This is a genomic window from Mycobacterium sp. 050272 (genome assembly GCF_039023525.1).
Lineage (GTDB): Bacteria > Actinomycetota > Actinomycetes > Mycobacteriales > Mycobacteriaceae > Mycobacterium.
Map to the genome: position 1 here is coordinate 140314 of NZ_JBCHKV010000002.1, position 25076 is coordinate 165389.

Annotated in this window: 25 protein-coding genes and 1 pseudogene; 9 read left to right on the forward strand and 17 right to left on the reverse strand. The window is 67.0% G+C overall.

The window, feature by feature from the left end; translation table 11 throughout:
* Positions 1-13 precede the first annotated feature (13 nt).
* Both AAHS21_RS05410 and AAHS21_RS05415 read right to left on the reverse strand, forming a co-directional pair.
* Positions 14-217 carry a DUF5302 domain-containing protein gene (locus AAHS21_RS05410; RefSeq protein WP_342926685.1) on the reverse strand — a complete coding sequence of 68 codons (204 nt, stop codon included), beginning with the start codon at positions 215-217 and terminating at the stop codon, positions 14-16.
* Positions 218-235: 18 nt separating this feature from the next.
* Positions 236-679 (reverse strand): PPOX class F420-dependent oxidoreductase, encoded by a 444-nt coding sequence (locus AAHS21_RS05415; RefSeq protein WP_342926686.1) that lies wholly within the window; start codon positions 677-679, stop codon positions 236-238.
* A 35-nt stretch (positions 680-714) separates the two neighbouring features.
* On the opposite strand from AAHS21_RS05415, the gene AAHS21_RS05420 reads away from it, so the two are divergent.
* On the forward strand, positions 715-1248 hold the full coding sequence (locus AAHS21_RS05420) for a DUF1697 domain-containing protein (RefSeq protein WP_342926687.1): 534 nt from the start codon (positions 715-717) through the stop codon (positions 1246-1248).
* A gap of 15 nt (positions 1249-1263) precedes the next feature.
* Positions 1264-2100, forward strand: a complete 837-nt coding sequence (locus tag AAHS21_RS05425) for a class I SAM-dependent methyltransferase (protein WP_342926688.1) — start codon at positions 1264-1266, stop codon at positions 2098-2100.
* On the opposite strand, the gene AAHS21_RS05430 is transcribed toward AAHS21_RS05425, so the two are convergent.
* The gene (locus AAHS21_RS05430; RefSeq protein WP_342926689.1) at positions 2097-2465 is read right to left on the reverse strand and encodes a GntR family transcriptional regulator; all 369 of its coding nucleotides are present in this window, start codon (positions 2463-2465) and stop codon (positions 2097-2099) included. The two genes, AAHS21_RS05425 and AAHS21_RS05430, sit on opposite strands and share 4 nt — an antisense overlap.
* Before the next feature lie 27 nt (positions 2466-2492).
* Here AAHS21_RS05430 and AAHS21_RS05435 point away from each other — a divergent pair, with 27 nt between their 5' ends.
* On the forward strand, positions 2493-3221 hold the full coding sequence (locus AAHS21_RS05435) for an NAD-dependent deacylase (RefSeq protein ID WP_342926690.1): 729 nt from the start codon (positions 2493-2495) through the stop codon (positions 3219-3221).
* A 23-nt stretch (positions 3222-3244) separates the two neighbouring features.
* Here the strand turns inward: AAHS21_RS05435 and AAHS21_RS05440 are convergent, their stop codons facing one another.
* Positions 3245-3886, reverse strand: a complete 642-nt coding sequence (locus tag AAHS21_RS05440) for a class I SAM-dependent methyltransferase (RefSeq protein ID WP_342926691.1) — start codon at positions 3884-3886, stop codon at positions 3245-3247.
* A gap of 108 nt (positions 3887-3994) precedes the next feature.
* Positions 3995-6318 (reverse strand): annotated as a pseudogene (locus AAHS21_RS05445) (MMPL family transporter).
* A gap of 305 nt (positions 6319-6623) precedes the next feature.
* Here AAHS21_RS05445 and AAHS21_RS05450 point away from each other — a divergent pair.
* Positions 6624-6755 (forward strand): hypothetical protein, encoded by a 132-nt coding sequence (locus AAHS21_RS05450; protein ID WP_096289721.1) that lies wholly within the window; start codon positions 6624-6626, stop codon positions 6753-6755.
* Positions 6756-6892: 137 nt separating this feature from the next.
* On the opposite strand, the gene AAHS21_RS05455 is transcribed toward AAHS21_RS05450, so the two are convergent.
* On the reverse strand, positions 6893-7645 hold the full coding sequence (locus AAHS21_RS05455) for a 3-hydroxyacyl-CoA dehydrogenase (protein WP_342926692.1): 753 nt from the start codon (positions 7643-7645) through the stop codon (positions 6893-6895).
* A 44-nt stretch (positions 7646-7689) separates the two neighbouring features.
* Complete coding sequence (locus AAHS21_RS05460) at positions 7690-8772, reverse strand: CaiB/BaiF CoA-transferase family protein (protein ID WP_342927086.1); 1083 nt, start codon at positions 8770-8772, stop codon at positions 7690-7692.
* Between the two features lie 126 nt (positions 8773-8898).
* Here AAHS21_RS05460 and AAHS21_RS05465 point away from each other — a divergent pair, with 126 nt between their 5' ends.
* On the forward strand, positions 8899-9711 hold the full coding sequence (locus AAHS21_RS05465) for an enoyl-CoA hydratase (protein ID WP_342926693.1): 813 nt from the start codon (positions 8899-8901) through the stop codon (positions 9709-9711).
* Between the two features lie 76 nt (positions 9712-9787).
* On the forward strand, positions 9788-11107 hold the full coding sequence (locus tag AAHS21_RS05470; RefSeq protein ID WP_342926694.1) for a DUF2867 domain-containing protein: 1320 nt from the start codon (positions 9788-9790) through the stop codon (positions 11105-11107).
* Here AAHS21_RS05470 and AAHS21_RS05475 read toward each other — a convergent pair.
* Together AAHS21_RS05475 and AAHS21_RS05480 are read right to left on the reverse strand one after the other, a co-directional pair.
* The gene (locus AAHS21_RS05475; RefSeq protein ID WP_342926695.1) at positions 11104-11826 is read right to left on the reverse strand and encodes a CPBP family intramembrane glutamic endopeptidase; all 723 of its coding nucleotides are present in this window, start codon (positions 11824-11826) and stop codon (positions 11104-11106) included. The two genes, AAHS21_RS05470 and AAHS21_RS05475, sit on opposite strands and share 4 nt — an antisense overlap.
* Positions 11823-12965: an NAD(P)H-binding protein gene (locus AAHS21_RS05480; RefSeq protein ID WP_342926696.1), complete on the reverse strand. Its 1143-nt coding sequence runs from the start codon at positions 12963-12965 to the stop codon at positions 11823-11825. Before AAHS21_RS05480 ends, AAHS21_RS05475 begins: the two co-directional genes overlap by 4 nt.
* A 204-nt stretch (positions 12966-13169) precedes the next feature.
* Here AAHS21_RS05480 and AAHS21_RS05485 point away from each other — a divergent pair, with 204 nt between their 5' ends.
* The 3 genes from AAHS21_RS05485 to AAHS21_RS05495 are packed head-to-tail and all read left to right on the forward strand — an operon-like array spanning position 13170 to position 15763.
* The gene (locus AAHS21_RS05485) at positions 13170-14225 is read left to right on the forward strand and encodes a 3-oxoacyl-[acyl-carrier-protein] synthase III C-terminal domain-containing protein (protein ID WP_342927087.1); all 1056 of its coding nucleotides are present in this window, start codon (positions 13170-13172) and stop codon (positions 14223-14225) included.
* Between the two features lie 24 nt (positions 14226-14249).
* Complete coding sequence (locus AAHS21_RS05490; protein ID WP_342926697.1) at positions 14250-14750, forward strand: isoprenylcysteine carboxyl methyltransferase family protein; 501 nt, start codon at positions 14250-14252, stop codon at positions 14748-14750.
* Positions 14747-15763: an NAD(P)/FAD-dependent oxidoreductase gene (locus AAHS21_RS05495; RefSeq protein WP_342926698.1), complete on the forward strand. Its 1017-nt coding sequence runs from the start codon at positions 14747-14749 to the stop codon at positions 15761-15763. Before AAHS21_RS05490 ends, AAHS21_RS05495 begins: the two co-directional genes overlap by 4 nt.
* A gap of 2 nt (positions 15764-15765) precedes the next feature.
* Here the strand turns inward: AAHS21_RS05495 and AAHS21_RS05500 are convergent, their stop codons facing one another.
* From AAHS21_RS05500 to AAHS21_RS05535, 8 genes are all read right to left on the reverse strand, one after another.
* Entirely contained in the window at positions 15766-16512 is a 747-nt protein-coding gene (locus AAHS21_RS05500) for an enoyl-CoA hydratase-related protein (protein ID WP_342927088.1), read from the reverse strand.
* A gap of 53 nt (positions 16513-16565) precedes the next feature.
* Complete coding sequence (locus AAHS21_RS05505; protein ID WP_342926699.1) at positions 16566-17714, reverse strand: thiolase family protein; 1149 nt, start codon at positions 17712-17714, stop codon at positions 16566-16568.
* Positions 17715-17962: 248 nt separating this feature from the next.
* Positions 17963-19447 (reverse strand): aldehyde dehydrogenase family protein, encoded by a 1485-nt coding sequence (locus AAHS21_RS05510; protein WP_342926700.1) that lies wholly within the window; start codon positions 19445-19447, stop codon positions 17963-17965.
* 145 nt (positions 19448-19592) lie between these two features.
* A complete protein-coding gene (locus AAHS21_RS05515; RefSeq protein ID WP_342926701.1) occupies positions 19593-20813 on the reverse strand; it encodes a cytochrome P450 in 1221 nt (406 codons plus the stop codon).
* A gap of 2 nt (positions 20814-20815) precedes the next feature.
* Positions 20816-21826 (reverse strand): SDR family oxidoreductase, encoded by a 1011-nt coding sequence (locus AAHS21_RS05520; protein ID WP_342926702.1) that lies wholly within the window; start codon positions 21824-21826, stop codon positions 20816-20818.
* Positions 21819-22958 carry a spirocyclase AveC family protein gene (locus AAHS21_RS05525; RefSeq protein ID WP_342926703.1) on the reverse strand — a complete coding sequence of 380 codons (1140 nt, stop codon included), beginning with the start codon at positions 22956-22958 and terminating at the stop codon, positions 21819-21821. The genes AAHS21_RS05520 and AAHS21_RS05525 overlap by 8 nt, the downstream gene beginning before the upstream one ends.
* The gene (locus tag AAHS21_RS05530; RefSeq protein ID WP_342926704.1) at positions 22958-24076 is read right to left on the reverse strand and encodes an ABC transporter substrate-binding protein; all 1119 of its coding nucleotides are present in this window, start codon (positions 24074-24076) and stop codon (positions 22958-22960) included. The genes AAHS21_RS05525 and AAHS21_RS05530 overlap by 1 nt, the downstream gene beginning before the upstream one ends.
* Positions 24077-24170: 94 nt before the next feature.
* Positions 24171-25001: a CbbQ/NirQ/NorQ/GpvN family protein gene (locus AAHS21_RS05535; RefSeq protein WP_342926705.1), complete on the reverse strand. Its 831-nt coding sequence runs from the start codon at positions 24999-25001 to the stop codon at positions 24171-24173.
* Positions 25002-25076: the final 75 nt, after the last annotated feature.

Here is a 25076-nt window from a genome sequence, read left to right on the forward strand (position 1 = left end):
ACTCTGGGGCAGACTAGCCGCCGCTCTTGCGACGAAATTCCCGACGGCCCCCGCCCGCGGCGCCGTGCGCCCGGGCCTGCTTGCCGCCACTGTCTTTGTGGTCGGATCCGCCCGCGGACTTGGCCATCTTGCGCTCCAAGGCTTCGCGAAACTTGCGCTTGTTGTCGTCCTCGGCCTGCGCGGGCGTGGCATCTTTTCCAGGAGTCGTGTCGGCCATATCGGCAGCCTAGTCCGACTACCGCTTGCCCGGAGGCATCCCGTACAGGTGCGAGATCGGCAACGTCAGCACCACCCGCCGATCGGTGACCATCGCCTCCCGGTACTCATCCCAATCGGGATGCTCACCGGCGATATTGCGATACAACGCAACCAACGATTCGACGGTGTCGTCGTCGGGCGCGGCGGCCGGGGGCGTGAGTTCGGCGATGCCTTCGGCGACCGCGTACGACCAACCGTCGTCGGAGTCGACCAGGATCGAGGCCCGCGGATCCCGGCGCAAATTGCGGGTCTTGGCCCGCGGCTCGGTGATCGACACCCGGATCACCAACTCACGCGGGTCGAAGTGGTAACTCACGTTCGACAGTTGCGGGCGCCCGTCGCGTTTGATCGTGGCCAGCACCCCGAGTGAGTTCCCCGCTATCAGTGCCAGCAATTTGTCGTCGAAGACTTGGCGTCCCATCCCCAAAGACTACGTCGCTCTGGTGCAATCGGATCATGACCAAGTACGCGGTGTTCCTGCGCGGCGTCAACGTCGGCGGCATCAATATGAAAATGGCCGAGGTCAAGGCGGCCCTGACCGACGCGGGATTCGCTGCGGTGCGCACCATCCTGGCCACCGGCAACGTGCTGCTGGAGTCGTCGGCCAGGGCGCCCGGGGTGCGCAAGAAAGCCGAAGCCGCGTTGCGCGAAAGGTTCGGCTACGACGCGTGGGTCCTGGCCTACGACGTCGACGCGGTGCGTGCCGTCATCGAGGCCTACCCGTACCAGCCCGAGGTCGACGGATACCAGTCCTACGTCACGTTCGTCGCGGACGCCGAGGTGCTCGGCGAGCTCGCGAAGTTGGCCAGCGACGCCGGCCCCGACGAGAAGATCAGCCGCGGTGACGGCGTCATCTACTGGCAGGTGCCCAAAGGCAGCACCCTGGACAGCACGATCGGCAAAACGATGGGCAAGCCCCGGTATAAGTCCTCGACCACCACGCGCAATATGCGAACTCTGGCCAAACTCATGCTGGAAAGCGAAACGTAGGTAAGGTTTTCGACGATGAGCTCTGCCCAAGGCACTCCCAAAAAGAAGGTCTCCCTCGGCGGCGTCTCCGAAACCGCTCTCCTGACGCTGAACGCGCGGGCTCAGGAAGCGCGCCGCCCCGATCCCCTGCTCGTCGATCCGATGGCGGTGGCGCTGGTCGACTCGATCGACTACGACTTCGCGAAGTTCGGGCACCCGCGCCAGGACATCGCGTTGCGCGCACGGCTGTTCGACACCCAAGCCGCGTCCTTTCTGGCGGGGCACCCGACGGCCACCGTGGTGGCGTTGGCAGAGGGTCTGCAGACCAGCTTCTGGCGGTTGGACGCGGCGATTCCTGATGCCCAATTCCGTTGGCTGACAGTTGATTTACCCGACATCATCGACATCCGAACCCGGCTGCTGCCGGCCTCGCCCCGGGTGGCGGTGTGCGCCCAGTCGGCCCTCGACTACGACTGGATGGATTCGGTCGACGTAGCAGGAGGCGTGTTCATCACCGCCGAGGGGCTACTGATGTATCTGCAACCCGAACAGGCGATGGGCCTGATTACCCAGTGCGCCAAGAGATTTCCCGGTGGCAAGATGGTCTTCGACCTGCCGCCGGCCTGGGTATCCAGGGTGAGCCGGCGCGGTATGCGAATCTCGCGACGCTACACGGGGCCGCCGTTGCCGTTCAGCCTGTCCGCGGCCCAGCTGGCCGACCTGGTCAACACCGTGCCGGGTGTGCGGGCGGTGCAGGATTTGCGGCTGCCGCCGGGACGCGGTCGGGCGTTCAACGCGGCCGTGCGGATGATCTATCGCGCGCCCATGTTCCAAGCGCTGCGGCCGTGCTTGACGCTGCTGGAATTCGGCTAGCCCTCGTCGGGCACGGCCTCGATGTAGCGCAGCGCGTCGGCCTTGCCCAGCCCGAGTCCGCGCGCGACATGGACGTACTCACGGGCCGCGGCCGCCATCGCCGCGTCAGTCGGATCGTAGCGGGCGATGAAAGTGCCGAAACGCCCGCGAGTTTCGACAATGGCCGCTGTCTCCAGCTCACGGTAAGCGCGCGCGACCGTATTGACGGCCACACCCAGTTGGCCGGCCAGCTCACGTACGGTCGGCAAGCGGCTGCCGGGCGCCAGGGCGCCTTCCCGCACGCCATCGATGACCTGCGTTCGGAGCTGGTCGAAAAGCGGCCGGCCGCCCTTGAGGTCGACCTTTAGCCATTCGCCCAGCTCCACGTATCCAGTATTACTCCAACCAGCGCTATGTTGGTGGCTATGCGAGTGACGGTGCTCAGCGGCGCAGGGATCTCCGCCGAGAGTGGAGTGCCGACATTTCGCGACGACAAGAACGGATTGTGGGCCCGTTTCGACCCCTATGAGCTGTCCAGCACCCAGGGCTGGCTCGATAACCCCGAACGGGTGTGGGCCTGGTATCTGTGGCGGCATCACCTGGTGGGCACCGTCGAACCCAACGACGGGCACCGGGCCATCGCCGCCTGGCAGGATTACGCCGAGGTCAGTGTCGTCACCCAGAATGTCGACGACCTACACGAGCGCGCCGGCAGCAATCCGGTCCACCACCTCCACGGCAGTCTTTTCGAATTCCGTTGCGCGAGTTGCGATCTGCCTTACCATGACGCGTTGCCCGAGATGCCCGAACCGGCGATCGAGGCGCAACCGCCGCTGTGCCCCCGGTGCGGCGGGCTGGTCCGGCCCGACATCGTCTGGTTCGGCGAGCAGCTGCCCGAAGGCCCGTGGAGTCACGCCGTCGAGGCGACTCAGACGGCCGACGTGATGGTGGTCGTCGGAACCTCCGCGATTGTCTACCCGGCCGCCGGCCTCGCCGATCTCGCCCTCTCGCGCGGCGTCACCGTGATCGAGGTCAATCCCGAGCCCACCCCGCTGTCGGGCAGCGTCACGCTCAGCATCCGCGAGTCCGCGAGTCAGGCCCTGCCCGGGCTGCTGCAAAAACTGCCGGCCCTGCTGAAGTAGCGGCTTGGCCGCGCCTCAGCGGATTACGGCCGGCGCGCGCGTCCCAGCAACAACTCCGATACCGGCATCGGGGACCAGGCGGGCAGCGTCCACTCTCGCCGGGAGCTGTGCACTTCGAACCCGGCGTCGACGATCGCGCGTTCGGTATCGCGATGGGTGTGGCAGTTACCCAGCAGCCGCGGCCAGATCGTCGCGTCGGCGAACCGCTGCAACCGGCCGCGCATACCGGCGCTGGCCACGTGCTCGAGATAGCGCAACTCACCGCCCGGACGCAGAAACCCGTACACGCGCCGCAGCACCGCCCCGGGGTCGCGCACCGAGCACAGCACCAGCGAGCACACCACCGCATCGAAGGGCTGCCCGCTGTGGAACTCCTCCACCGTCTCGTTGGTCAGGACGACCGGTACCGACGCGGCCGCGGCGGCCACCCGCGCCCTGGCCGCCAACCGCGGCTCGGGCTCCATCGCGACGACCTGCGCGACGGACTCGGGGTAGTTGGGGAAGTTCGTTCCGATACCCGCCCCGACCTCGAGCACCCGGCCCGACAAGCCCGCCAGGTTCTCCCGGCGCAGGGCCCGCACCGCCTCGGTCTCGTGAGCGGCGGCGACCGGCCACACCCGCGCGAAGAACGGGTTCTCGAATGTCGGTGTCGTTGTTGTTGTCATCCCCCACCTATTCGATTCGGAACGGGCCTCAGCATAAAGCCGGCCGGCGCGCGCGATTGACGATCCCCACCCTGGCTATCGCCGCAGCCCCCCGGGCATCAGCCAAGCTCAACCGATTTTAGTCACCGGTTCGGCGACCGGATAGCCGTTGTGCTCGACGGGGATCGCCACCGGCCCGGTCGGCGCGGCCGGTTCGGCCGGTCCCTCGCTGACGCCGAACCGCTCGTGCAACCACATCAACGGCTTCGGCGCCCACCAGTTCCAGCGGCCCATCACGTGCATGAATGCCGGAACCAGCACCATCCGCACCAGCGTCGCGTCGACGAACACGGCCAGGGTCAGGCCCAGACCGAACATGCGCATGAACGACACGTGCGCGGCAATCAGCGCTGCGAACGACATCGACATCACCAGCGCGGCCGCGGTGATCACCCGGCCGGTACGCGCGACGCCGTGCGCCACCGCCTCGTCGTTGGCGGCATGCGCCTCTTTGGCCGTCGACGCCAGCGGCCGGTACTGCAGCCAATACTCGCGGATCCGCGAGATCAGGAACACCTCGTAGTCCATCGACAAACCGAACGCGATGCAGAACAACAGCACCGGCATGTTGGCTACCAGCGTGCCGCTCGGCGTCGTGCCCAGCGCGCCGAGATGGCCGTCCTGGAAGATCCACACCAGCGCGCCGAACGCCGCGGTCAGCGACAGAACGTTGCACATCAGCGCCTTCAGCGGCAACAGCACGCTGCCGGTCAGCAGGAACAGCAAGATGAAGGTGATCACGGCCATCACGCCGAGCACCATTGGCAGCCGGTCCGTCACCGCGTCGACGCTGTCGCGGTTGACCTGGGCGACGCCGGCCATCTCGACGGCACGCCCGGCGGGCCCGGGCACCTGGTGCAACCGTTTGAGCTGGGTGTCGGACGCCGGCGAGAACAGTGGCTCCGTGCTGCTGACGGTCAAGAACGCACTGCCGTCGGACAGCCCGGTGGCTCCCGCGGGCGGCCCGACCGGGTTTCCGCCGACGAACGTTGCGCTCGGCGCCGATACGCCTGAAACCCCGGGCACCCGCGACAGCGCCGCGGCGTAAGCGTCGAGGTCGGCCGGGCTCACCCCGCGGGCGTCGGGAATGACGACGGGCACCGACGTCGCGGAATCGTGCGCGAAGTTGGTGCGCAACTGGTCACCGACCTGATGCGCCGACGCGGATCGGGGCAGCACCCGGTCGTCGGGGAAGCCCCATGTCACCCTGAGGAACGGCAGACCAAGCAGCACCAGCACCGAGGCGACGGCCACACCGATCGGCAGCCAGCGGCGCATCACGAACTTGCTGGACCGGTACCAGAACATTTGCTCGACAGGCTTGTGCACGGGCGCGGGGCGGCGCAGCACCCGTCGCACCAGCTTCCGCACATCCAGCGAATCCAGCCGCGGCCCGAGTAACACGATCGCGGCCGGGGTGATCACGATCGATGCGGTCGCGACGAACGCCACGGTGGCCACCCCGGCGTAGGCGAACGACTTGAGGAAGTACATCGGGAACAGCGCCGTCGCCGACATCGACAGGGCGACCGTGACGGCGGAGAACAGCACCGTGCGCCCGGACGTCGCCATGGTTCGGATCAGCGCCTGGTGAGCGTCGCCGCCCTCGGCCAACTCGTCGCGATAACGGCTGACGATCAACAACGTGTAGTCGATCGCCAGCGCCAGGCCCAGCGCGGTGCTCAGGTTCAGCGCGAAGATCGACACCTCGGTGCTGAACGTGATGAGCCGCAATACGGTCATCGAACCCACGACGGCCAGCGCACCCAGGGCCATCGGCAGCGCCGCCGCCAGCAGCCCGCCGAACACCCAGATCAGCACCAGAAAGCTGAGCGGAAGCGCGATCATCTCCATGACCAAGAGGTCTTCTTGGTTCTGCTTGTTGATCTGGGCGTACTCCATGGCCGCGCCGCCGGCCCGGACGGTGACCCCGGCCGATCGTGGACGAGCTGATCCGACAGGGTTTGGGCGTTGTTCTGCACATTGTTTTCGCCGCCCTTGAGGTTGACCACGATCAACCCGGATTTGCCGTCTTTACTCGTCAGGTCGACGGCAGCTTGCGGCGGCGCGGTCCACGGGGAGGTCGCGTTGTAGACCAGCGGCGAGCGCTGCAGCTCGTTGACGAGATCGGTGCCCACCGTGCGGGCCTGATCACTGTTGACGCCCGCGGGTGCGGTCACCAGGATCAGCATCTGCTGACCGCTCTGCCCGAACTTCTCGGTGAGCACCGAGATGGCGCGCGCGGACTCCGAGTCCGGGTCCTGGAAACCGCCGGGCGCCAGGCTCTTGGCGACCGGGATGCCGAAGACCGCTGCGGCGATGAATACCAGGACCCCGACGGCGATGATGCGGCGCGGCGCGGCGATGGCCGGCCGAGCGATCCTTGGCAGCATCTATGCTTCCTCCCCCGGTGGCACTCCCGCGGGGGCACACACCATATTCGCGGTAACCTAGCCGCGGTAAGAGACAGGTGTCAAACAACTCTTCACCAAGCCACGGGGCGCGCACCTGGTTGGTTCGATCCGGTTTTCAAACCCGCGAACAGTAAGAGTCCGGCTAGAAAATTGGGCGCTGATTAAGCCGGTCAGGGGCCGAATCCGCACATAGACGCCAGGCAACCCTACTGGCGAGTAAATTGCCACCATTTTCCGAATCGTGACTCAAAGATTCCTTAATGGTGGCTTTTAGGCTCAGTGTCATGTGGATCGACGACTCAAGTGCGGACGTCATCAAGGTTGACTTCGAGGCTCTCTACCACGGCGACGTGTTGGTGGAAGGCGAGACCTCCGAGCAGTTTGACGACTGGCACCCGCTGCCCAACGCGAGCTGACCGCCATGAGTCTGCTCGCTCGGCTACTGATGGCCGAACCCTCAGTTTCCCGTTGGTTCCGTCGATCGCATTGATCTTGTTGCCAACAAAAACCCCCGCCGTGGCGGGGGTTTTTGTGTGCGCGCCGCAGAAGAGCCTCAGCGCGGCGCCATCCGGATGGCGCCGTCGAGGCGGATGACCTCACCGTTGAGCATCGGGTTCTCCACGATGTGCACCGCCAGCGCGCCGTACTCGTCCGGGTCACCCAGCCGCGCCGGGTGCGGCACCTGCTTGCCCAGTGATTTCTGCGCCTCCTCGGGCAGCGAACCCAGCAGCGGGGTCTTGAACAACCCCGGCGCGATGGTCACCACGCGGATGAGCTCGCGCGACAGGTCGCGGGCGATCGGCAGCGTCATACCGACCACGCCGCCCTTGGACGCGGAGTAAGCGGCCTGGCCGATCTGGCCATCGAACGCGGCGACCGAGGCGGTGTTGATGATGACGCCGCGCTCCTCGCCGACCGGCTCAGTCTTGGCGATGCGCTCGGCGGCCAGCCGCAGCACGTTGAAGGTACCGATCAGGTTGACCTCGACGACCTTCTTGAACCCCTGCAGCGGGAACGGCCCGTCCTTACCCAGCGTCTTGATCGCGTTGCCGATGCCCGCACAGTTGACGTTGATGCGCAGCGAGCCCAGCGACTCGGCGACGTCGAGCGCTTTGCTCACGCCCTCCTCGTCGGTGACGTCGGTCGCGACGAACTTCGCGCGGTCGCCGAGTTCGGCGACGACCTCCTCCCCCTTGAGGTCGATCACGACGACCTGAGCGCCGGCATCCAGCAGCCGCTTGGTGGTGGCCAGGCCCAGACCTGAGGCACCCCCGGTGACGACGGCGACAGCGTCCTTGATCTCCATGCGAGTCCTTTCGTGATCCTGCCGACCAACTTGTTGGTTGGGGACTATACCCAGTCGCTGAGGACGTCCTCGACGTCGGTCACCGGCGCCGCGGGACGCGGTGTCTCCGGCGCGGTTCGAGAGAACCGCGGCGCCGGCAGCGGCTGCAGACCGCCGTTGACTTCGTAGAAGGTGTTGCGCTCGGTGATGTGTGGCTCGCTCTGTACCTCGCCGAACGCCAGGATCGGCGTCACGCACGCGTCGGAGTCGGCGAACACCTTGGCCCAGTGGTCGCGGTCCTGGCTGGCGAACTTCTCGGTCAAGATCGCCCGTAGTTCGGGCCAGCGCCCGACGTCGTTCTGCCCGGGAAGGTCGGCGCCGTCGAGGCCCAGGCCGGTCAGCATGGCGGCGTAGAACTGCGGCTCGATGGCGCCGACCGCGACGTAGCGCCCGTCGGCGCAGGTGTAGGTGTCGTAGTAGGGCGCGCCGCCGTCGAGCAGGTTGGTGCCGCGCGCGTCGGTCCACATCCCGGAGGCGCGCATCTGCCACATCATCTGGACCAGCACGCTGGACCCGTCCACCATCGCGGCGTCGACGACCTGCCCCTTGCCGGACGTCTGCCGCTCCCAGAGCGCGGACAGGATGCCGAGCAGCAGGAACATCGAACCGCCGCCGAAGTCGCCGACCAGGTTCAGCGGCGGCACGGGCCGCTCGCCCGCCCGGCCGATCGAGTGCAGGATGCCGTTCAGCGAGATGTAGTTGATGTCGTGACCGGCTTGCTGGCTGCGCGGACCGGTCTGGCCCCAGCCGGTCATCCGCGCGTAGACCAGCCGCTCGTTGACCTTGGCGCAGTCCTCGGGTCCCAGGCCGAGTCGCTCTGTGACGCCCGGGCGGTAACCCTCGATCAGCACGTCCGCCTTGGCGATCAGCCGCAGGACGGTTGCGCGCCCCTCGTCGGACTTGAGGTCGGCGGTCACCACCCGACGGTTGCGCATCATGGCGTCCTTCGCGACGCCGCCGGGGCCGGACGACGGGCGGTCGATGCGCACCACGTCGGCGCCCAGATCTCCCAGAATCATCGCGGCGTGGGGGCCCGGCCCGATGCCGGCCAGCTCCACTACCCGGAGTCCTTTGAGGGGCCCACCCAACGGTCCCGCCATGGTCCACCGACCTTTCGTCTGCTCTGACGCGTGCCAACCCGATCGTTGGCATCTTCGCAGCCGCGCTCGACGGCCGCGCACCCCGGTCGCTTACCCGGTGGTTATCGTGAGCCCATGTCCGAATCCGTGCTCGACAAGCAGTCGTCCGTCGACGGCCTGGCCATCACGTTGTCCGACGGCGTGCTGTCGGTGACCATCGACCGGCCCGACAGTCTCAATTCGCTGACGGCTCCGGTGATCTCCGGGCTTGCCGACACCATGGAACGCGCGGCGACCGACCCTGCGGTCAAGGTGGTTCGGCTGGGCGGTGCCGGCCGCGGCTTCTGCTCGGGAGCCGCTATCAGCGCCGACGACATGTCGGGCAGCGGCGGCGTTCCGCCGGACGAGATCGTCGTCGAAGTCAACCGGCTGATCCGGTCCATCACCGCTTTACCGCATCCGGTCATCGCCGTCGTGCAGGGGCCCGCTGCGGGCGTCGGCGTCTCCATCGCGCTGGCGTGCGACATCGTATTGGCCTCTGACAAAGCATTTTTCATGCTCGCGTTCACCAAGATCGGGCTGATGCCCGACGGCGGGGCGTCGGCGTTGGTGGCCGCGGCGATCGGCCGGATTCGCGCGATGCGCATGGCGCTGCTGGCCGAGCGGTTGCCGGCCGTCGAGGCGTTCGCCGCGGGCCTGGTCAGCGCGGTCTATCCGGCCGAGGACTTCGACGCCGAAGTGGACAAGGTGATCGCGATGTTGCTGGGCGGCCCGGTGGTGGCGTATGCCAAAACCAAGGATTCGATCAACGCGGCGACGCTGACCGAGCTGGATGGCGCGCTCGAGCGTGAGTACCGCGGACAGGCGATCTTGTTGCGGTCGGCCGACTTGCGCGAGGGCGCGACGGCGTTCCAGGAGCGCCGCACGCCGAACTTCACCGACCGCTAGCACGGTTAGCGGCGGCGCAAGCGGCAATCCTTCCTTGCGTCAGTTCCGAATAAACTGACATGCCGGAAGGGAAATAATGCGCTGTCTGGTGACCGGGGCGACCGGCTACATCGGTGCCCGATTGGTGCCGCGTCTGCTCGACGAGGGCCACAGCGTGCGCGCGCTGGCCCGCGACCCGGCCAAGTTGGCGGACGTGCCGTGGCGGGAGCGGGTCGAGGTGGCCCGCGGCGACCTCGGTGACGTCGATTCGCTGATCGAGGCATTCGAGGGCATGGATGTCGTTTACTACCTGGTGCACTCGATGGGGACAGCGAAGAATTTCGCCGACGAGGAGAGCCGCTCGGTCCGCAACGTCGTAACGGCGGCGCGGCGTGCCGGGGTCCGGCGATTCGTCTACCTGTCCGGGCTGCATCCCGAAGGCCGCCGCCTGTCGCCCCATCTCGAATCGCGCAAGGCGGTCGGTGACGCGCTGATCGACTCGGGAATCGAAACGCTGGTACTGCAGGCCGGTGTGGTCGTCGGTTCGGGGTCGGCGTCCTTCGAGATGATCCGGCACCTCACCGATCGGTTGCCGGTGATGACGACGCCGAAGTGGGTGCACAACAGGATTCAGCCCATCGCGGTGCGTGACGTGCTCCACTACCTGGTGGCGGCAGCAACGGCGCCGGTGCCGTCCTCGCGGACCTGGGATATCGGCGGGCCGGACGTGCTGGAGTACGGCGACATGATGCAGGGTTATGCCGAAGTCGCCGGCCTGCACCGCCGCTACCTGATCGTGCTGCCGTTCTTGACGCCGACGATCGCCAGCCTGTGGGTGGGAACCGTGACACCGATTCCCCCCGGCCTGGCACGCCCGCTGATCGAATCGCTGGAATGCGATGCGGTGATGCGCAATTCGGACATCGATACGATCATCGGCCCGCCGCCGGGTGGACTTACCCCCTACCGGCGCGCCGTCTCGTTGGCGCTGGAGCGCGCGGCGCGCGGGCTACCGGAAGCCAGTTGGGCCTCGGCGGAATCGGAGCCCGCCGACCTGCTGCCCAGCGACCCGGGCTGGGCGGGCGACATCATCTACACCGACCTCCGTACAGCAACGAAAGATGCTGCGCCACAACAGGTTTGGGATGCCGCGGAAAGGGCTGCGAAAAGCTCCGGCCAGTGGAGCGTGGCCGAGCGTGAGCCCGCGACGTCGCTGCGGCTGCGCTCCCGTCAGCGCTTGCCGGGATCGGCGTGGATGACGATCACGGTCGCCCCGCAGGCCGGCGGCGGCACGGTCTACTCCCAGCAGACGACCTTTGTGCCCCGCGGCATCCCGGGGCGGGTGTACTGGAGCGTGGCGCGGCCCCTGCACATCGCCACGGCACGCGCATTGGCGCGCAACGTGATTGGCAGTTAGACGCCGAACATCGGCGGCAATACCAGCACCATGATCAGGCCCCAGAAGAAGTGGGTCAGCATCGGAGCCAGAATGCCGCCGCTGGCCCGCCGCTCCAATGCGCACACCGCGCCGAGGATGACCGCGGCAAAACCGAGCATCGGGTTGCCGGTCGCCAAGGTCACGCAGAGATACAGCAGAGTCGAAACCGCCACTGGCGCACGCCGACCCAGCGCCGTATACAGCGCGCCGCGGAAGAACATCTCCTCGGCGACGCCGTTGACCAGGGTGATCACCACCACCAGCCAATACGACCCGTGGTGGGCATATTGCAGCACTCGCGCGATCAGTTCCGCTACGGGCGCAATCTCCCGGACGATCACTCCGCCGACCACGAAGACGCCACCGAGAAGCAGGCCGATCAGCGAGCCGGTGATCACCGGGCGCTGATTACGGCCACGCCAGTTGATGCCGCCGAGATGCAGCGGCCCGGACAGGTACGCGCCACCCATCCACACCGCCGCCAATGCCAGCGTCAGCCAATAGAAGTTCGAGTCGCCGGGCGCGCGCCGCAGCGAAAAGCCCAGCACCGCAGCACCGACCACCAGCGTGAGCGCTACGACGGCCCGGCGGCGCCGCACCATCGACGGCGCTTCGTGATGTGGCACAGCGACATTGGTGACAGCCCGACGCAGCTCCGAGAACACACTGGTGTGGTACGGGCTGGTGGCTTGGCTCATGCCGGACGTACCTTGGGCGTGAGGGTGAGCATGATGTCGAGGCTGGTGCGCAGCGCTCCCGCAACCGGGCCGGGCACCCTGTTGACCAGTTGCAGCGTGGGTCGCGCGATCGGCGGGGTGATCGCCCGTGCGAGGCGCCGGATGCGCAGCGCGTCCCCGCCGGCCCACCCGGGATCGGTGTCGGCGAGGTGATGCGGATCGGTCAGTGCGTTGACCGGGCGGGGCCGCCCGTTGGTGGTCAATGCCCGACGGATGGCGTCCTGGACGCTCAGCAGGCCGCCGGGCGGGTCGGGTACCCGGCCGCGCAGGTCGCTGGCGGAGGCGACCATCGGGTGATCCAGCGATTCCACCAGGTCGCCGGCCAAGCCTGGTGGGACCGGCAACGCAAGCCCGGTGACCAGCGACGCCAGCGTGGGGTCAATCCGGCCGACCGGTAGTGCGGCGTGCCACCGGCCCGAGATGCGCGCATAGGTTTTCAGCAGGCCCCGATAGGAGGTGGTGTCCGGTCCGGCGATGTCATAGGCGCCGGCGGGCACGCGCTCGGGGTTCGCCGCGGCGAGCAGATAGTGCAGCACGTCGCGAATGGAGATCGGGTCGATCGGGTTGTCCAACCAGCTCGGCACCGGCAGCAGCGGGAACCGGTCGCCGACATAACGCATCATCTCGAACGACGTCGAGCCGGCGCCGATGATCACCGCCGCGCCCAACCACACCAGTTCCGGGCCGTCGGGCACGGCCAGGGCCTCGGCCACCTCGGCCCGGCTGGCCAGATGATCGGACAGCTCGTCGGCGGCGGGCACGAAGCCGCCCAGGTACACGATGCGCCGCACCCCGGCGTCGCGGGCGGCGGCCGCGACGTTGCCGGCCGCTGACCGGTCGGCGTCGCGGAAGTGTGGCTGACCGATCGCGTGCACCAGGTAATAGAGCACGTCAACCGGGCCCGCGGCGTCCATCGCCGCCTGCGCCGACACCGGATCCGAGGCATCCAACCGGACCGGCGCGACGCGATCGAACCAGCCGAACCGCTTGAGCCGCTCGGGGTTTCGAGTGGCGGCTACCACCTGGTGGTTGTTCGCGAGCAACGCCGTGACCAGACGCGATCCCACATAACCACTGGCACCGGTGACCAGAATCCGCATCTACTGACCCTATCCCGGACGGGCCACGTCTAAACCCAATCGACCCGGCCGCGGGGGCGCATGCAGGCCAAGGTCCAGGCGGATGCCGGACGTGACCAGTGGTCATCATCACAACTATGACAACTGAACAATGCGATCTGCGGCACCGTAACGCAATGTATGGACAAAACTACGGGGGCCAGTTCGGCACACATCGGACTGGAAATGTCGACCAACTACACGGATCCATCCATCGCGGCGGTCGCGGTTAGGTTCCCAGAAAACCGGTACACCCAGGACGAAGCCATCGGCGCGCTGACCGACTTCGCCGGCCCGGACTTCCAGCGGTTCGCGCTCAGCAGTGGGGTTGAGCACCGCAACACCGCCTTGCCGCTGTCGCGCTACCGCGAGCTGACCGGTTTCACCGAGGCCAACGCCGCCTACCTCGACGTCGCTCTCGACCTGGCCGAGCAGGCGCTGCGCGCGGCGCTGGACGAGGCGGGCGTCGAACCCTCGGAGGTGGACGTCGTCTTTTCCACAACGGTGACCGGACTGGCCGTACCGACGGTCGAGGCACGACTCGCCGCACGGGTGGGTCTACGCCAGGACGTCAAACGCATTCCGCTGTTCGGCCTGGGCTGCGTGGCGGGTGCGGCCGGGACCGCCCGCATGCACGATTACCTGCGGGCCTTCCCCGATCACGTCGCCGCGCTGCTCGCCGTCGAGCTGTGCTCGCTGACCATTCAGCGCGAAGACCATTCGGTCGCCAATCTCGTCGCCACCAGCCTGTTCGGCGACGGCGCCGGCGCCGTCATCGCGAAGGGCGCCAACTACGCGGGCCGGCCAAGGGGTCCTCGGTTGCTGGCCACCCGAAGCCGGCTCTACCCCGACACCGAAGATGTCATGGGCTGGAACATCGGCAGCGACGGCTTCCGGATCGTACTGTCGGCCGACGTCGCGAACGTCACCGAGAAATACCTGGGCGACGACGTCCGCCGCTTCCTCGCCGACCACGGGCTCAAACCGCAGGATGTGTCACGTTGGGTCTGCCACCCCGGTGGCCCGCGGGTGATCGAGGCGGTAGAGGAAGTGCTGAACCTGCCCGGGGATGCCCTTGATCACACCCGAAAGTCGTTGCGCGAGAATGGAAACCTGTCTTCGGTCTCGATACTGGATGTACTCAGGGCGAACGTGGCCGATCCGCCACCGGCCGGTTCGCTTGGCCTCATGATCGCGATGGGTCCGGCGTTCTGCTCCGAGCTTGTTCTGTTGGCCTGGTAGCGGCGGACACGGGATAGTAGTGGCATGTACTACCTGCTGATCCTCGCGGTCGGACTCGAACGCATTGTCGAGCTGGTGCTGTCCAACCGGAACGCGCAATGGTCTTTTGCCCAGGGCGCCAAGGAGTTTGGCAAACCGCACTACATCGTCATGGTCGTCATTCACACGGCTCTACTGGTCGGCTGCGTCGTCGAACCGTGGGCACTGCACCGGCCGTTCATCGGATGGCTGGGCTGGCCGATGTTGGCCATCGCGGCGGCCAGTCAGGTGCTGCGCTGGTGGTGTATCACCACGCTGGGCCGGCGGTGGAACACCAGAGTGATCGTGTTGCCGCAGGCGCCCCTGGTGCGGCAGGGGCCCTACCGGTGGCTGCACCACCCGAACTATGTTGCAGTGGTGGCCGAAGGATTCGCGTTGCCGCTGGTGCACACCGCGTGGCTGACGGCGGCCACGTTCACCGTCGCCAACGCGATTCTGCTCAGTGTGCGTATCCGGGTGGAGAACTCCGCGTTGGGTTACACATGAGCAGCTACGACACCGACCTGCTGATCGTCGGAGGCGGCCCCGGCGGGCTCGCGACGGCGTTGCAGGCGCGCCGGCACGGGCTTTCGGTCATCGTGGCCGAGCCGCGCGAGGACCCGATCGACAAGGCGTGCGGCGAGGGGTTGATGCCCGGCGGCCTCGCCGAGCTGATGTCGCTGGGTGTCGACCCGGCCGGCCTGCCGTTTCGCGGGATCGCCTATGTCAGCGAGCAACGGCGCGCCGAGGCGCTGTTTGGCACCGGGCCCGGTCGCGGCGTACGACGCACGACGCTGCACGCCACACTGCAGGCACGGGCCAAAGAGCAAGACACCGAATGGATTCGGACCAAGGTAACGAGCGTCGAGCAGGATGCGCATGGCGTGACCGCAGCCGGCGTCCGGGCCAGGTATTTGGTCGGCGCCGACGGACTGCACTCGACCGTGCGGCGCTGCGTCGGCATCAAGGCGACCGCCGGAAAGCCGCGGCGTTACGGCGTGCGTTGGCATTTCACGGTGCCGGCCTGGTCGGAGTTCGTCGAGGTGTATTGGTCCCGGTTGGGTGAGGCCTACGTGACGCCGGTTGAACCGGATCTGGTCGGGGTGGCGATCCTGTCGCAGGGACGGCCCGACCTGGGCTGGTTCCCGCGGCTGGCCCGGCACCTCGAGGGAGCCCCCCGCGGGCACGCGCGCGGCTGCGGCCCGTTGCGCCAGGTGGTCTCGCGCCGCGTCGCGGGCCGGGTGCTGCTGGTCGGCGATGCGGCGGGCTACGAGGACGCGCTGACCGGCGAGGGCGTCAGCCTGGCCGTCAAACAGGCGGCGGTCGCGGTCAACGCCATCGTCAACGAGACACCGGCCGCGTACGAGGCGGCGTGGCACCGGGTCACCCGCAACTACCGCTACCTCACCCGGGCGGTGGTGCTGGCCAGCACGCCGCGCGCGACGCGGCGTGCCATCGTGCCGGCCTGTGAACGCCTACCCGGGTTGTTTCACTTGGGCGTCAACATTCTGGCCAGCTAGCGCTAACGCGCCTTCCAGACCGGCTCCCGCTTCTCGGCGAACGCCAACGGGCCTTCCTTGGCGTCCTCGGACCGGATCAGGGTGCGCATCTCGTTCACGGTGCGTTCCCAGCCCACCTCGTCGCCGGTGATGACGCCGTCGTCGACCCCGAGCGCGATGCGCTTGCTGGCCTGCACGGACAGCGGCGCGTTCACAGTGATGCGTGCCGCCATCGCGAGCGCCGCGTCGAGCACCGAGCCTTCCTTGACCACCTGGTTGACCAGGCCCCATTCCCAGGCGTCGGATGCCGTCATCGGTTCACCGGTCAGCAGCAGCTCCATCGCGACCTTGCGGGGCAGCTGGTCGACGATGCGGAAGACGCCACCGGCCGCGGCGATCAGTCCCCGTTTGACTTCGGGCAGACCGAATTTCGCCACCTGGTGGGCGACGACCAGGTCGCTGGCCAGTGCCAGCTCGGTACCGCCACCCAGCGCGGTGCCGTTGACCGCCGCGATCGTGGGCTTGTCGATGAAGTGTTGCACGTAACCGGCGAAGCCCCAGTCGGCATGGTCGGGGTGATAGAGGTTCTCCCGGCGCGCGATCGCCTTGAGATCGGCTCCGGCGCAAAAGGATTTGTCCCCGGCACCGGTGAGCACCACGGCCCGCACCTCGGGGTCGTGCTGGGCTTCCTCTAGCGCATCCCCGACTCCGATGCTGACCGCGGCGTTGATCGCGTTGCGCGCCTCGGGCCGGTTGATGGTAATGACCATCACGGTGCCGCGGCGCTCAACCAGCACTGCCGGCGCCGCGTCCCGCGCGTCCGTCACAGCAGCTCCACAATGGTGGCGTTGGCCTGGCCACCACCCTCACACATCGTCTGCAGGCCGTAGCGAATTCCCTTGTCCCGCATGTGGTAGAGCAGCGTGGTCATGATCCGCGCGCCGGAGCCGCCGAGCGGGTGGCCGAGCGCGATCGCGCCGCCGTTGGGGTTGAGCTTCTTCTCGTCAGCACCGATGTCCTTCAGCCACGCGAGCGGAACGGGCGCGAACGCCTCGTTGACTTCGTAGGCACCGATGTCGTCGATCGAGAGCCCGGACCGCTTCAGCACTTTCTGGGTGGCCGGGATCGGCGCGGTCAGCATGATGACCGGATCGGCTCCGGCCAGAGTGGCGGTGTGCACCTTGGCAATCGGGGTCAGGCCCAGGTCCTTGGCCTTCTCCGCGGACATGAACAGCAGCGCGGCCGCACCGTCGGAGATCTGCGAGGAGTTTCCGGCATGGATCACGCCGTCCTCCTTGAAGGCCGGCTTCAGCGAGGCCATCTTCTCCATCGGGGTGCCGCGCCGGATGCCTTCGTCCTTGAGCACCACGTTGCCGTCGGAGTCCTTGATGCCCACGATCTGGTCGTCGAAGGCACCGGAATCCTGTGCAGCAGCGGCTTTTTCGTGTGAGTCGAGGGAGAACTGGTCAAGCGCGGTGCGGTCGAATCCCCACTGCTCGGCGATCATTTCCGCGCCCAGGCCCTGGTTGGGAATCTGGCCGTCGTAGCGGGAGATGAAGTTCTCCGGGTAGGGCCGTCCGCCATTGGCCAGCGATGCGCCCATCGGCGTGCGCGACATCGACTCCACACCACCGGCGACGACGACGTCGTAGTGCCCGGCGACGACACCGGCCGCGGCGAAGTGGATGGACTGCTGGCTCGACCCGCACTGGCGGTCGACCGTCACGCCCGGGACAGTCTCCGGCCACCCCGCGGTCAGCAGTGCGGTACGGCCGATGTCGAGGGCCTGCTCGCCGGCCTGCATCACGCAGCCCCAGATCACGTCGTCAACGATTTCGGGGTCAATGCCGGCCCTGGTGGCCAGCCCGTTGAGCACCTGCGCGGACAGCTCGGCGGGGTGCACCCCGGAAAGTCCTCCGTTGCGCTTGCCAATGGGTGAACGCACGGCCTCGACGATGACAGCTTCAGGCATGGTTAGGGCTCCTTTGACTCCGGTATTGCCTCGATTGTCAACCAAGGGGTTGGACGGCCTGGTATCGGGGTGGGCTGGACGCGCCCATTCGTCAAGGCACCGCGGCGTCGAGTGTGCGTGCGTGGTGAAGACACGCCGAAGGGGTCCGGCCTGTGCGCACGCGCGACGCCCTCAGCGCACGCGACGCCCTGAGCGCACGCGCGACGCCCGGCCGGCCATGAGCCGGGCGGCTGCTACCCGCGGGCGAATCAGCCGGCGGGGTAGGCCACCGACTTGATCTCGGTGTACTGGTCGAAGCCGGCAATGCCGTTCTGGCGACCGATGCCGCTCTCCTTGTACCCACCGAACGGTGAGTCGGCCGCGTAACCGGCACCGCCGTTGACGCCCATGAAGCCCGCCTTGATCCGGCGAGTCACCGACAACGCGCGCTCAAGCGAACCCGCAAACACGTTGCCGGCCAACCCGTACACGCTGTCGTTGGCGATCCGGATCGCGTCCTCCTCGTCGTCGAACGGGATGACCGAGAGCACCGGCCCGAAGATCTCCTCCTGCGCGATGGTCATCTTGTTGTCGACGTTGGTGAAAAGCGTTGGGCGGACGAAGTATCCCCTGTCAAAACCGGTCTCCGCGCCGGGGCCACCGACCAACGCCGTCGCACCCTCGTCGACGCCCTTCTGGATGTAGCCCGTCACCCGCTCGTACTGGCGCTGCGAGATCACCGGCCCGCACAGGGTGGCGGGGTCCTGCGGGTCGCCGCACGTGACGTTCTCGTAGATGTTCTTGAGGATCTCCACACCCTCGTCATAGCGCGACCGCGGCAACAGCATCCGGGTGGGGTTGGCGCAACCCTGCCCGGCGTGCATGCACGGTGCGATGCCGACCATGCACGCCGTCGCGAAGTCGGCGTCCTCCAGCACGATGGTGGCCGATTTGCCGCCGAGCTCCAGGAACAGCCGCTTCATGGTGGCGGCGCCCTTCTCCATGATCCGCTTGCCGACCACCGTCGAGCCGGTGAACGAAATCAGGTCGACCTTGGGCGACAGCGTCAGTTCCTCACCGACGAAGTGATCCGAGGCGGTGACCACGTTGACGACACCGGCTGGGATGTCAGTCTTTTCGGCGATCAGCCGACCGATCCGGTTCGCGTTGAACGGGGTGTTCGGCGCCGGCTTGAGCACCACGGTGTTACCGCTGCCCAGCGCTTGGCCCAGCTTGTTGAGGGTGACCTCGAACGGGAAGTTCCACGGCACGATCGCGCCGACCACGCCGACCGGCTCGCGCCACACCTTGATGGTGGTGTTCGCGCCGGTGAGGCTGATCACCCGGTCCCCGAGGTCGGTCTCCCAGGCATACGAGTCGATCAGGCGGGCGGGGTACTTCAACCCGTCGGCCAAGGGGGCATCCAGCTGGGGCCCGTAGGTGATGGCGCGGGGCGCACCGACCTCGAGGATCAGCTCCTCGCGCAGCTCGTCGATCTCGGACTCGATCGCCTCATGCAGCTGCAGCAGGCAACGCTTGCGCAGTTCCTTGTTGGTCGACCAGTCGGTCTCGTCGAAGGCGCGGCGGGCCGCGTCGATGGCCCGGTGCATGTCCTCCTTCGACGCGTCGGACACCTCGCCGAGGGATTCTTCGGTCGCGGGGTTGATGTTGGTGAAGGTGCCGGCCTGGCCTTCGACGAGCTTGCCGTCGATCATCATCTTCGGCTCGAACCGGACCTTTACAGTGTCAGCCATTTTTGTTCAGCTCTCTTCAGACTCGTGATCTAGTGACTCGTCCCTGCGGAGAGCCTTACTGGAAACTAGCCGATTGGCAACATGCTGCCTGCGGGCAGGCCCCTGACGTGCGATTACCGCACGCTCGCTGGGCGTCATGACCGCGCTATTGCTGGGCGTCGAACAGCACCGGAACCGAGGTCGGCGACCGGAACACCTGTCCGCGGATGTGCGGGTCATCCCCGTCGGGGTCCAGCCGCAGATTCGGCAGCCGGTCCAACAAAAGGTTGATCGCGGTCCGCATCTCCAGGCGCGCCAGGTGCATGCCGAGGCAGACATGTACACCGTGCCCCCAGCCCAGATTCGCCTTGGCCGGTCGGTGAATGTTGAACGTGTTGGGATCGTCGTAGCGGTCCTCTTGCCGGTTCGCCGAACCCAGCATCGGCATCACCGTCGCCCCGGCCGGGATCGCCACCCCGCCGAGCTCGGTGTCGCGCGTCGCGACCCTGGTGATGGTCAGCAGGGGCGATTCCCACCGCACGCCCTCCTCGATCGCCTGCGGCAGCAGCGAGCGGTCGGCGCGGATCGCGGCCAACTGCGCGGGATCCGACAGCAGCGCCAACAGCAGGCTGCCCAACGACCGGTAGGTCGTCTCGACGCCGGCGGGCAGCAGCAGCCGCAGGAAGGAGAAGATCTCTTCGTCCGAGAGCTTTTCCCCGTCGATCTCGGCCGCGGCGAGGGCACTGATCAAGTCGTCCTTCGGCTCGGCCCGCCGCGCCTGCAATATCGGCGCGAAGTAGTCGCACAGCGCGGCCGAGGCCGCCAGCCCGCGCTCGGGGTTCATCAGCCAACTCAGTAGCGAAATCGACCACCGCTGGAACTGTGGGTAGTCGGATTCCGGCAATCCCAGCAGGCCCGCGATGATCTGGCTCGGATAGTCGAAGGTGAACTCCTTGACCAGATCCGCCTTGCCGTTGGGGGCGAACTTGTCGATCAGGCTGTTCGCCACCCGGCCGACCAACTCGTCCTGCCAACGCGCCAATGACTTCTGCGAGAACGCTTTTGACACCAGCGAGCGCAGCCGGCCGTGAATGGGCTCGTCCATGCCGAGCATCACACCCGCACCGAGCACGGGGCCGAACGCCGCGATCACCGCCGACGACGAGAATGTCTCGTGGTCTCGCAACATCTGTTGGATGTCCTCGTGGCGATACACGATGAACATCGGCAGCGACTCCTCGTGCGGCAGCGCTCCCGAAGTCTCGAGTCGCTGCACCGGTTCCTCACGACGCAACCGCGCCAGTTCGGTGTACGGGTCACGCACATCACCGGAGATCGCGTCGTCGAAGGCGCCGAAGTCCTCCAGATCGTCGAACAGCTGTTCCATGATCACCCCTCAGTCCCCTTGTTTGCCTTGCGGCGCTTAGCCGCTAGTGATGCCAAGCGCTGCAACACCGGCGGTGGCAGCACACGTGCGACGAGCACCATCGCCTTCTGACTCGTCGTCAACGGCCACGCCCCGCCCCGCATCGCCCCCTGTTTGGGGATGCCCAACACGGTTCGCGACAGGTGATGCATGCCCGACGACGGCAGAATCCGATTGAAAGCCAGCAGCATTGACGCATCCGGCCCGACACCGCGGCGGCGAAACGGCGCCTCGTCGGCCAGCGCCTTGACCAGACCGTCGGCGAACCGTTCCGGCGGCCGGGCCATCTTCATCGCAAATCGGCCGCGGCTGTTCATCGTGTTGTGCAGCCGCGCGTACGGGCCCTCGAAATTGCGGTCGTCGATAGTGCCGGCGTCGGTGATGATTTCGGTGTCATAGGTGCCCGACACCAGGATGGTGACACCCAGCCCGAAGGGCGCGATCTCGCCCGCCAGCGACTCCCCCCAGCGCTCCATCGCTCCCTTGGCCGCCGAGTACGGCGCGGTGGCCGGCTGACCCCGTACCCCGGCCGTGCTGGCCACCAGCACGATGCGTCCCTCGCCGGCGGCGCGCATCGACGGCAACAACGCCTTGGTGAGTTCCACCGGTCCCAGGACGCTGGTGGCGAACATCCGCTGCCACAGCGCCATATCGGTCTCCTCCACCATCCCGGCGGCGGAGATCCCGGCGTTGTGCACCAGCGCGTAAGGGGCGCCGACGGCCTCTTCGATCATCTTGGCGGCCAAGGGAATCGACGCGAAGTCGGTGAGATCGAGCTGCACCCCGATCAGCCGGTCGCCGCCAGGAGGCGGCAACTTCTGGTCCTGAATTGCCTGGCGCAGCAGTGGCATCCCCTTCTCGGGGATGCGCATCGCCGCGACCACGCGCCACCCCTCGCGATAAAGGCGCACGGCTGAGGCGAATCCGAGTCCGCGGGATGCGCCGGTGATGACGACCGAGCGCGGCTCAGCCATTCTTGCTCACCGTCGCGCAGGGGCCTTGGCCCGGCGGCGGCGCTTCGACACGCGGCCGGCCATTCGGCTCGCCGCTGGCCCACGTCGACCAGATGCCGACCGAGTAGGGGCCCTGGGCACCGGCCTTCTCGTAATAGCCCTGCGGGTCATACACTTTCGCTTCCGGATACGGCCATGGACAGGCAACCGAGGTGGCCGCGTGGCTGGCCTTGATGGCCCAGAACCACGCGCCGTAGGCGAAGTAGGAGACATTGATGATGGCGAACATCACCAAGAAGGTGCCCAGCACCGGCCGGCCCGGAAAGATCTTCGCCTTGGCGGCCAGCTTCTCTGCCACCGATTTACCGGTGTCGTCGCGATAACAGAGAATCGCCGCGGGCACCATCACGAAGGTCACCGAGAACGACTCCCAGATCAGCGGGAATTGGAAGGTGGTGCCGGTGAACACCGAGCCCCACGGAATCACCTGCGAGTAGATGTACATGCCGGCCTGCACGAGCTGGATCTCGAGCCACGCGTCGAAGATGAAACCGATCACGCAAGTCAGCAGGCCCAAGCTGACCAGCGGATGCCGCGACACGAATGCGGTTGGCCCGTACTTGGCCTGCAACTTGCGCAGGACCCAGATCGCCGGAAAATACGGCCCGAAATAGAAAGTGACATAGCCGAATACAACGAACGGCTCGACGGTCGGCGACAGCGAGACCAGCGGCCAGGACTCCGGCCAGTGGATGAGGTCGGGGTTGTAGACCGCGAACGGCGACCAGTTCATGATCGGGTCCTGCCACACGATCAGCGTGGTGCACAGGAACATCAGCATGACCGGACTGCCCGGATTGCGGCGCCAGCCCCGGATGAACACCACCAGCAGCACCAACAGCATGATGATCGTGGAGATCTGCAGGAAGGTGATGTAGTCCAATCCGAACAGGAACTTCACCGGCCGCGGCCGGCCCTGCACGTTTGGATTGGCAACCCGGGGGTCAAGGGCCACACGGCAATTCGCGATGAACAAGAGCGCGAAGGCCGCCAGCGCGGCACCGGCGATCCAGCCGCCCCAGCCGTGCTTTTGCGCTCCCGGCGCGGTGGGCGTGCCGTTTGCCGTCAGCGGTGCGGATTGTTCGGTGGACATCAGTCTTGCTCTCCGAAGCGATCCACCAGATGCGAGTTGATCCCGTCGGCGTCGAGAGTCCGGGCCACCAGGTACCCGGCGCCCATCCAGGCGCGGCGGGTCCATTTGCCGAACGACACTCGAGTCCCGGGCGCGCCCGAGGCGGCGGGCATCATCTTGACCCGCTCGAGGGCCTCCTTCACGCCACGGGGGCTGAGCGGATGAGCGTCGGTAAACGCGCGCACGAGTGTCGCGGCGACGTCGCGGTTCACCACGGTCACGCAGAACTCGGGGCGACTGCCGTTGTACTTCGCGGCGTAGGTGTCGAGGAATTCCTGGCCGATCCGGTTCGCCTCGTCGTACTGGTCCACACCGGTCCAGCCCATGAACGCGTTCCACATGATCGGGTTGACCCAGGCGTTCTGCCACGCGGTGGTGGTCAAGCGCGGCGGGTCCCAACCGAGGGCCTCGAGCGCCGGGTTGATGAAGACGATGCCGAATCCGAATCCCAGGTGCACGAGCGCCTCGGCCTTGGCCTCGTGCAGCGTCTGGACGGCGGCGTTGATGTCCTGCGCCGTCTGGGCGATCGAAGCTTCGGCCACGATGCGAATCCCCTTGCGCCGGCATGCACTTCGCAGATTCTTCAGGTAGCTTTCGCCGATCAGGCTCTGCTCGACCAGCACCCCGACCTGCGCGAGCCCACGCTTGGCGATGAGGTCGGCCAAGAAGATCGGCTCGTCGGTCATCGATCCCTGCGGGAAGGCGAATGTCCACTCACCCAGCCAGTCGTCGGTGCCGGTGACGCTGATGGCCGGCACCTTGAACCGGTCCTCGATCGCCTCACGCAGCGGCACGCAGTTGTCGGTGATGTTGGGACCGAAGACGACAAGGCAGCCCTCGTCGACCAGTTCGCCATAGGCATCGATCACCGCCTTGACCGAACCCTTGGGCAGACCCTCCACCTCGCGATAGATCATCCGCACCGGACGGTCCATCAGGCCCTGGGCGAGCGCTTCTTCGAAGATCAGGTCGAAAGTCTGAGTGAACGAGGCGAACAGCTCCTCCGGAAAGCCCGGCGGCAGCTTGAAGTCCATCAGGTAGCCGACCTTGATCGGCTCAGCAGTGCTTTCGTAGGACATCTGACCTCCGGGGTGACCCGCTCGATCGCAACGGTCCATGGCAGACCTAATATTTGTTCAGACGGTAACGGGGGCGGCCCGAAGCGTCAACCATCTATGCGCCGCCTCCCAGGTAGACCGCGACCATATCCCCCAGCGCGCGACCCGCCGCGACATCGTCGGTGAGCGGTGCGGCGACCGCGGCCCGCGCCGCCTCTTGCATGCTCAGCCCCTCGGCGATCAGTCGGCCCGCCGCGATCAGCAGGCGGGTCGATGCGACCTCGCGCAGACCACCGGTTTCCAGGCGGCGGATGGCCTGGCCGAAACGCACCAGCTCGGCCGCGGTGGCGGCGTCCACACCCGCTTCATGCGCGACGATGCCTTCTTCGACATCGGCTGCGGGGAAACCGAATTCGATCGCCACCAGGCGCTGGCGGGTGGAATCCTTGAGGTCCTTGAGCACGCTTTGATAGCCCGGGTTGTAGGACACCACCAGCCCGAAGCCGGGTGCCGCGTCCAGTGTGATGCCGAGGCGCTCGATCGGCAGCTGCCACCGGTGATCGGCGAGCGGATGCAGCACCACGGTGGTGTCCTGCCGCGCTTCCACGACTTCGTCCAGATAGCAGATCGCGCCCTCGCGCACCGCGCGGGTCAGCGGGCCGTCCACCCACACCGTCTCGTCGCCCCGCAGCAGATACCGCCCGACCAGATCCGCCGTGGTCAGGTCGTCGTGGCAGGACACGGTAATCAGCGGCCGGCCCAGGTCGTGGGCCATCGCCTCGACGAAGCGGGTCTTGCCGCAACCCGTCGGCCCCTTCAACACCAGCGCCAGACCCTGGCGGTAGGCGGCCTTGAAGATCGCCTCTTCGCGCCCGACCGCCCGGTAATAGGGCCGTGTGTCGGGAGCCGCGCCGTTGCGGCAAGCGATCCCGGACTCGCTGGTCATCACGTCCCCTCTGCCGACTTCTTGGAGCCTATCCGGAACAGATGTTTGTTTCAAGAGCGCTGACTTTCGGTTCTG

Coding starts and splice junctions, on each gene's coding strand:
- AAHS21_RS05410 (WP_342926685.1), bottom strand. CDS start 217: ATGGCCGACACGACTCCTGGAAAAGATGCCACGCCCGCGCAGGCCGAG.
- AAHS21_RS05415 (WP_342926686.1), bottom strand. CDS start 679: ATGGGACGCCAAGTCTTCGACGACAAATTGCTGGCACTGATAGCGGGG.
- AAHS21_RS05420 (WP_342926687.1), top strand. CDS start 715: ATGACCAAGTACGCGGTGTTCCTGCGCGGCGTCAACGTCGGCGGCATC.
- AAHS21_RS05425 (WP_342926688.1), top strand. CDS start 1,264: ATGAGCTCTGCCCAAGGCACTCCCAAAAAGAAGGTCTCCCTCGGCGGC.
- AAHS21_RS05435 (WP_342926690.1), top strand. CDS start 2,493: ATGTTGGTGGCTATGCGAGTGACGGTGCTCAGCGGCGCAGGGATCTCC.
- AAHS21_RS05440 (WP_342926691.1), bottom strand. CDS start 3,886: ATGACAACAACAACGACACCGACATTCGAGAACCCGTTCTTCGCGCGG.
- AAHS21_RS05450 (WP_096289721.1), top strand. CDS start 6,624: ATGTGGATCGACGACTCAAGTGCGGACGTCATCAAGGTTGACTTCGAG.
- AAHS21_RS05455 (WP_342926692.1), bottom strand. CDS start 7,645: ATGGAGATCAAGGACGCTGTCGCCGTCGTCACCGGGGGTGCCTCAGGT.
- AAHS21_RS05465 (WP_342926693.1), top strand. CDS start 8,899: ATGTCCGAATCCGTGCTCGACAAGCAGTCGTCCGTCGACGGCCTGGCC.
- AAHS21_RS05470 (WP_342926694.1), top strand. CDS start 9,788: ATGCGCTGTCTGGTGACCGGGGCGACCGGCTACATCGGTGCCCGATTG.
- AAHS21_RS05475 (WP_342926695.1), bottom strand. CDS start 11,826: ATGAGCCAAGCCACCAGCCCGTACCACACCAGTGTGTTCTCGGAGCTG.
- AAHS21_RS05480 (WP_342926696.1), bottom strand. CDS start 12,965: ATGCGGATTCTGGTCACCGGTGCCAGTGGTTATGTGGGATCGCGTCTG.
- AAHS21_RS05485 (WP_342927087.1), top strand. CDS start 13,170: ATGTCGACCAACTACACGGATCCATCCATCGCGGCGGTCGCGGTTAGG.
- AAHS21_RS05490 (WP_342926697.1), top strand. CDS start 14,250: ATGTACTACCTGCTGATCCTCGCGGTCGGACTCGAACGCATTGTCGAG.
- AAHS21_RS05495 (WP_342926698.1), top strand. CDS start 14,747: ATGAGCAGCTACGACACCGACCTGCTGATCGTCGGAGGCGGCCCCGGC.
- AAHS21_RS05500 (WP_342927088.1), bottom strand. CDS start 16,512: ATGGTCATTACCATCAACCGGCCCGAGGCGCGCAACGCGATCAACGCC.
- AAHS21_RS05505 (WP_342926699.1), bottom strand. CDS start 17,714: ATGCCTGAAGCTGTCATCGTCGAGGCCGTGCGTTCACCCATTGGCAAG.
- AAHS21_RS05510 (WP_342926700.1), bottom strand. CDS start 19,447: ATGGCTGACACTGTAAAGGTCCGGTTCGAGCCGAAGATGATGATCGAC.
- AAHS21_RS05515 (WP_342926701.1), bottom strand. CDS start 20,813: ATGGAACAGCTGTTCGACGATCTGGAGGACTTCGGCGCCTTCGACGAC.
- AAHS21_RS05520 (WP_342926702.1), bottom strand. CDS start 21,826: ATGGCTGAGCCGCGCTCGGTCGTCATCACCGGCGCATCCCGCGGACTC.
- AAHS21_RS05525 (WP_342926703.1), bottom strand. CDS start 22,958: ATGTCCACCGAACAATCCGCACCGCTGACGGCAAACGGCACGCCCACC.
- AAHS21_RS05530 (WP_342926704.1), bottom strand. CDS start 24,076: ATGTCCTACGAAAGCACTGCTGAGCCGATCAAGGTCGGCTACCTGATG.
- AAHS21_RS05535 (WP_342926705.1), bottom strand. CDS start 25,001: ATGACCAGCGAGTCCGGGATCGCTTGCCGCAACGGCGCGGCTCCCGAC.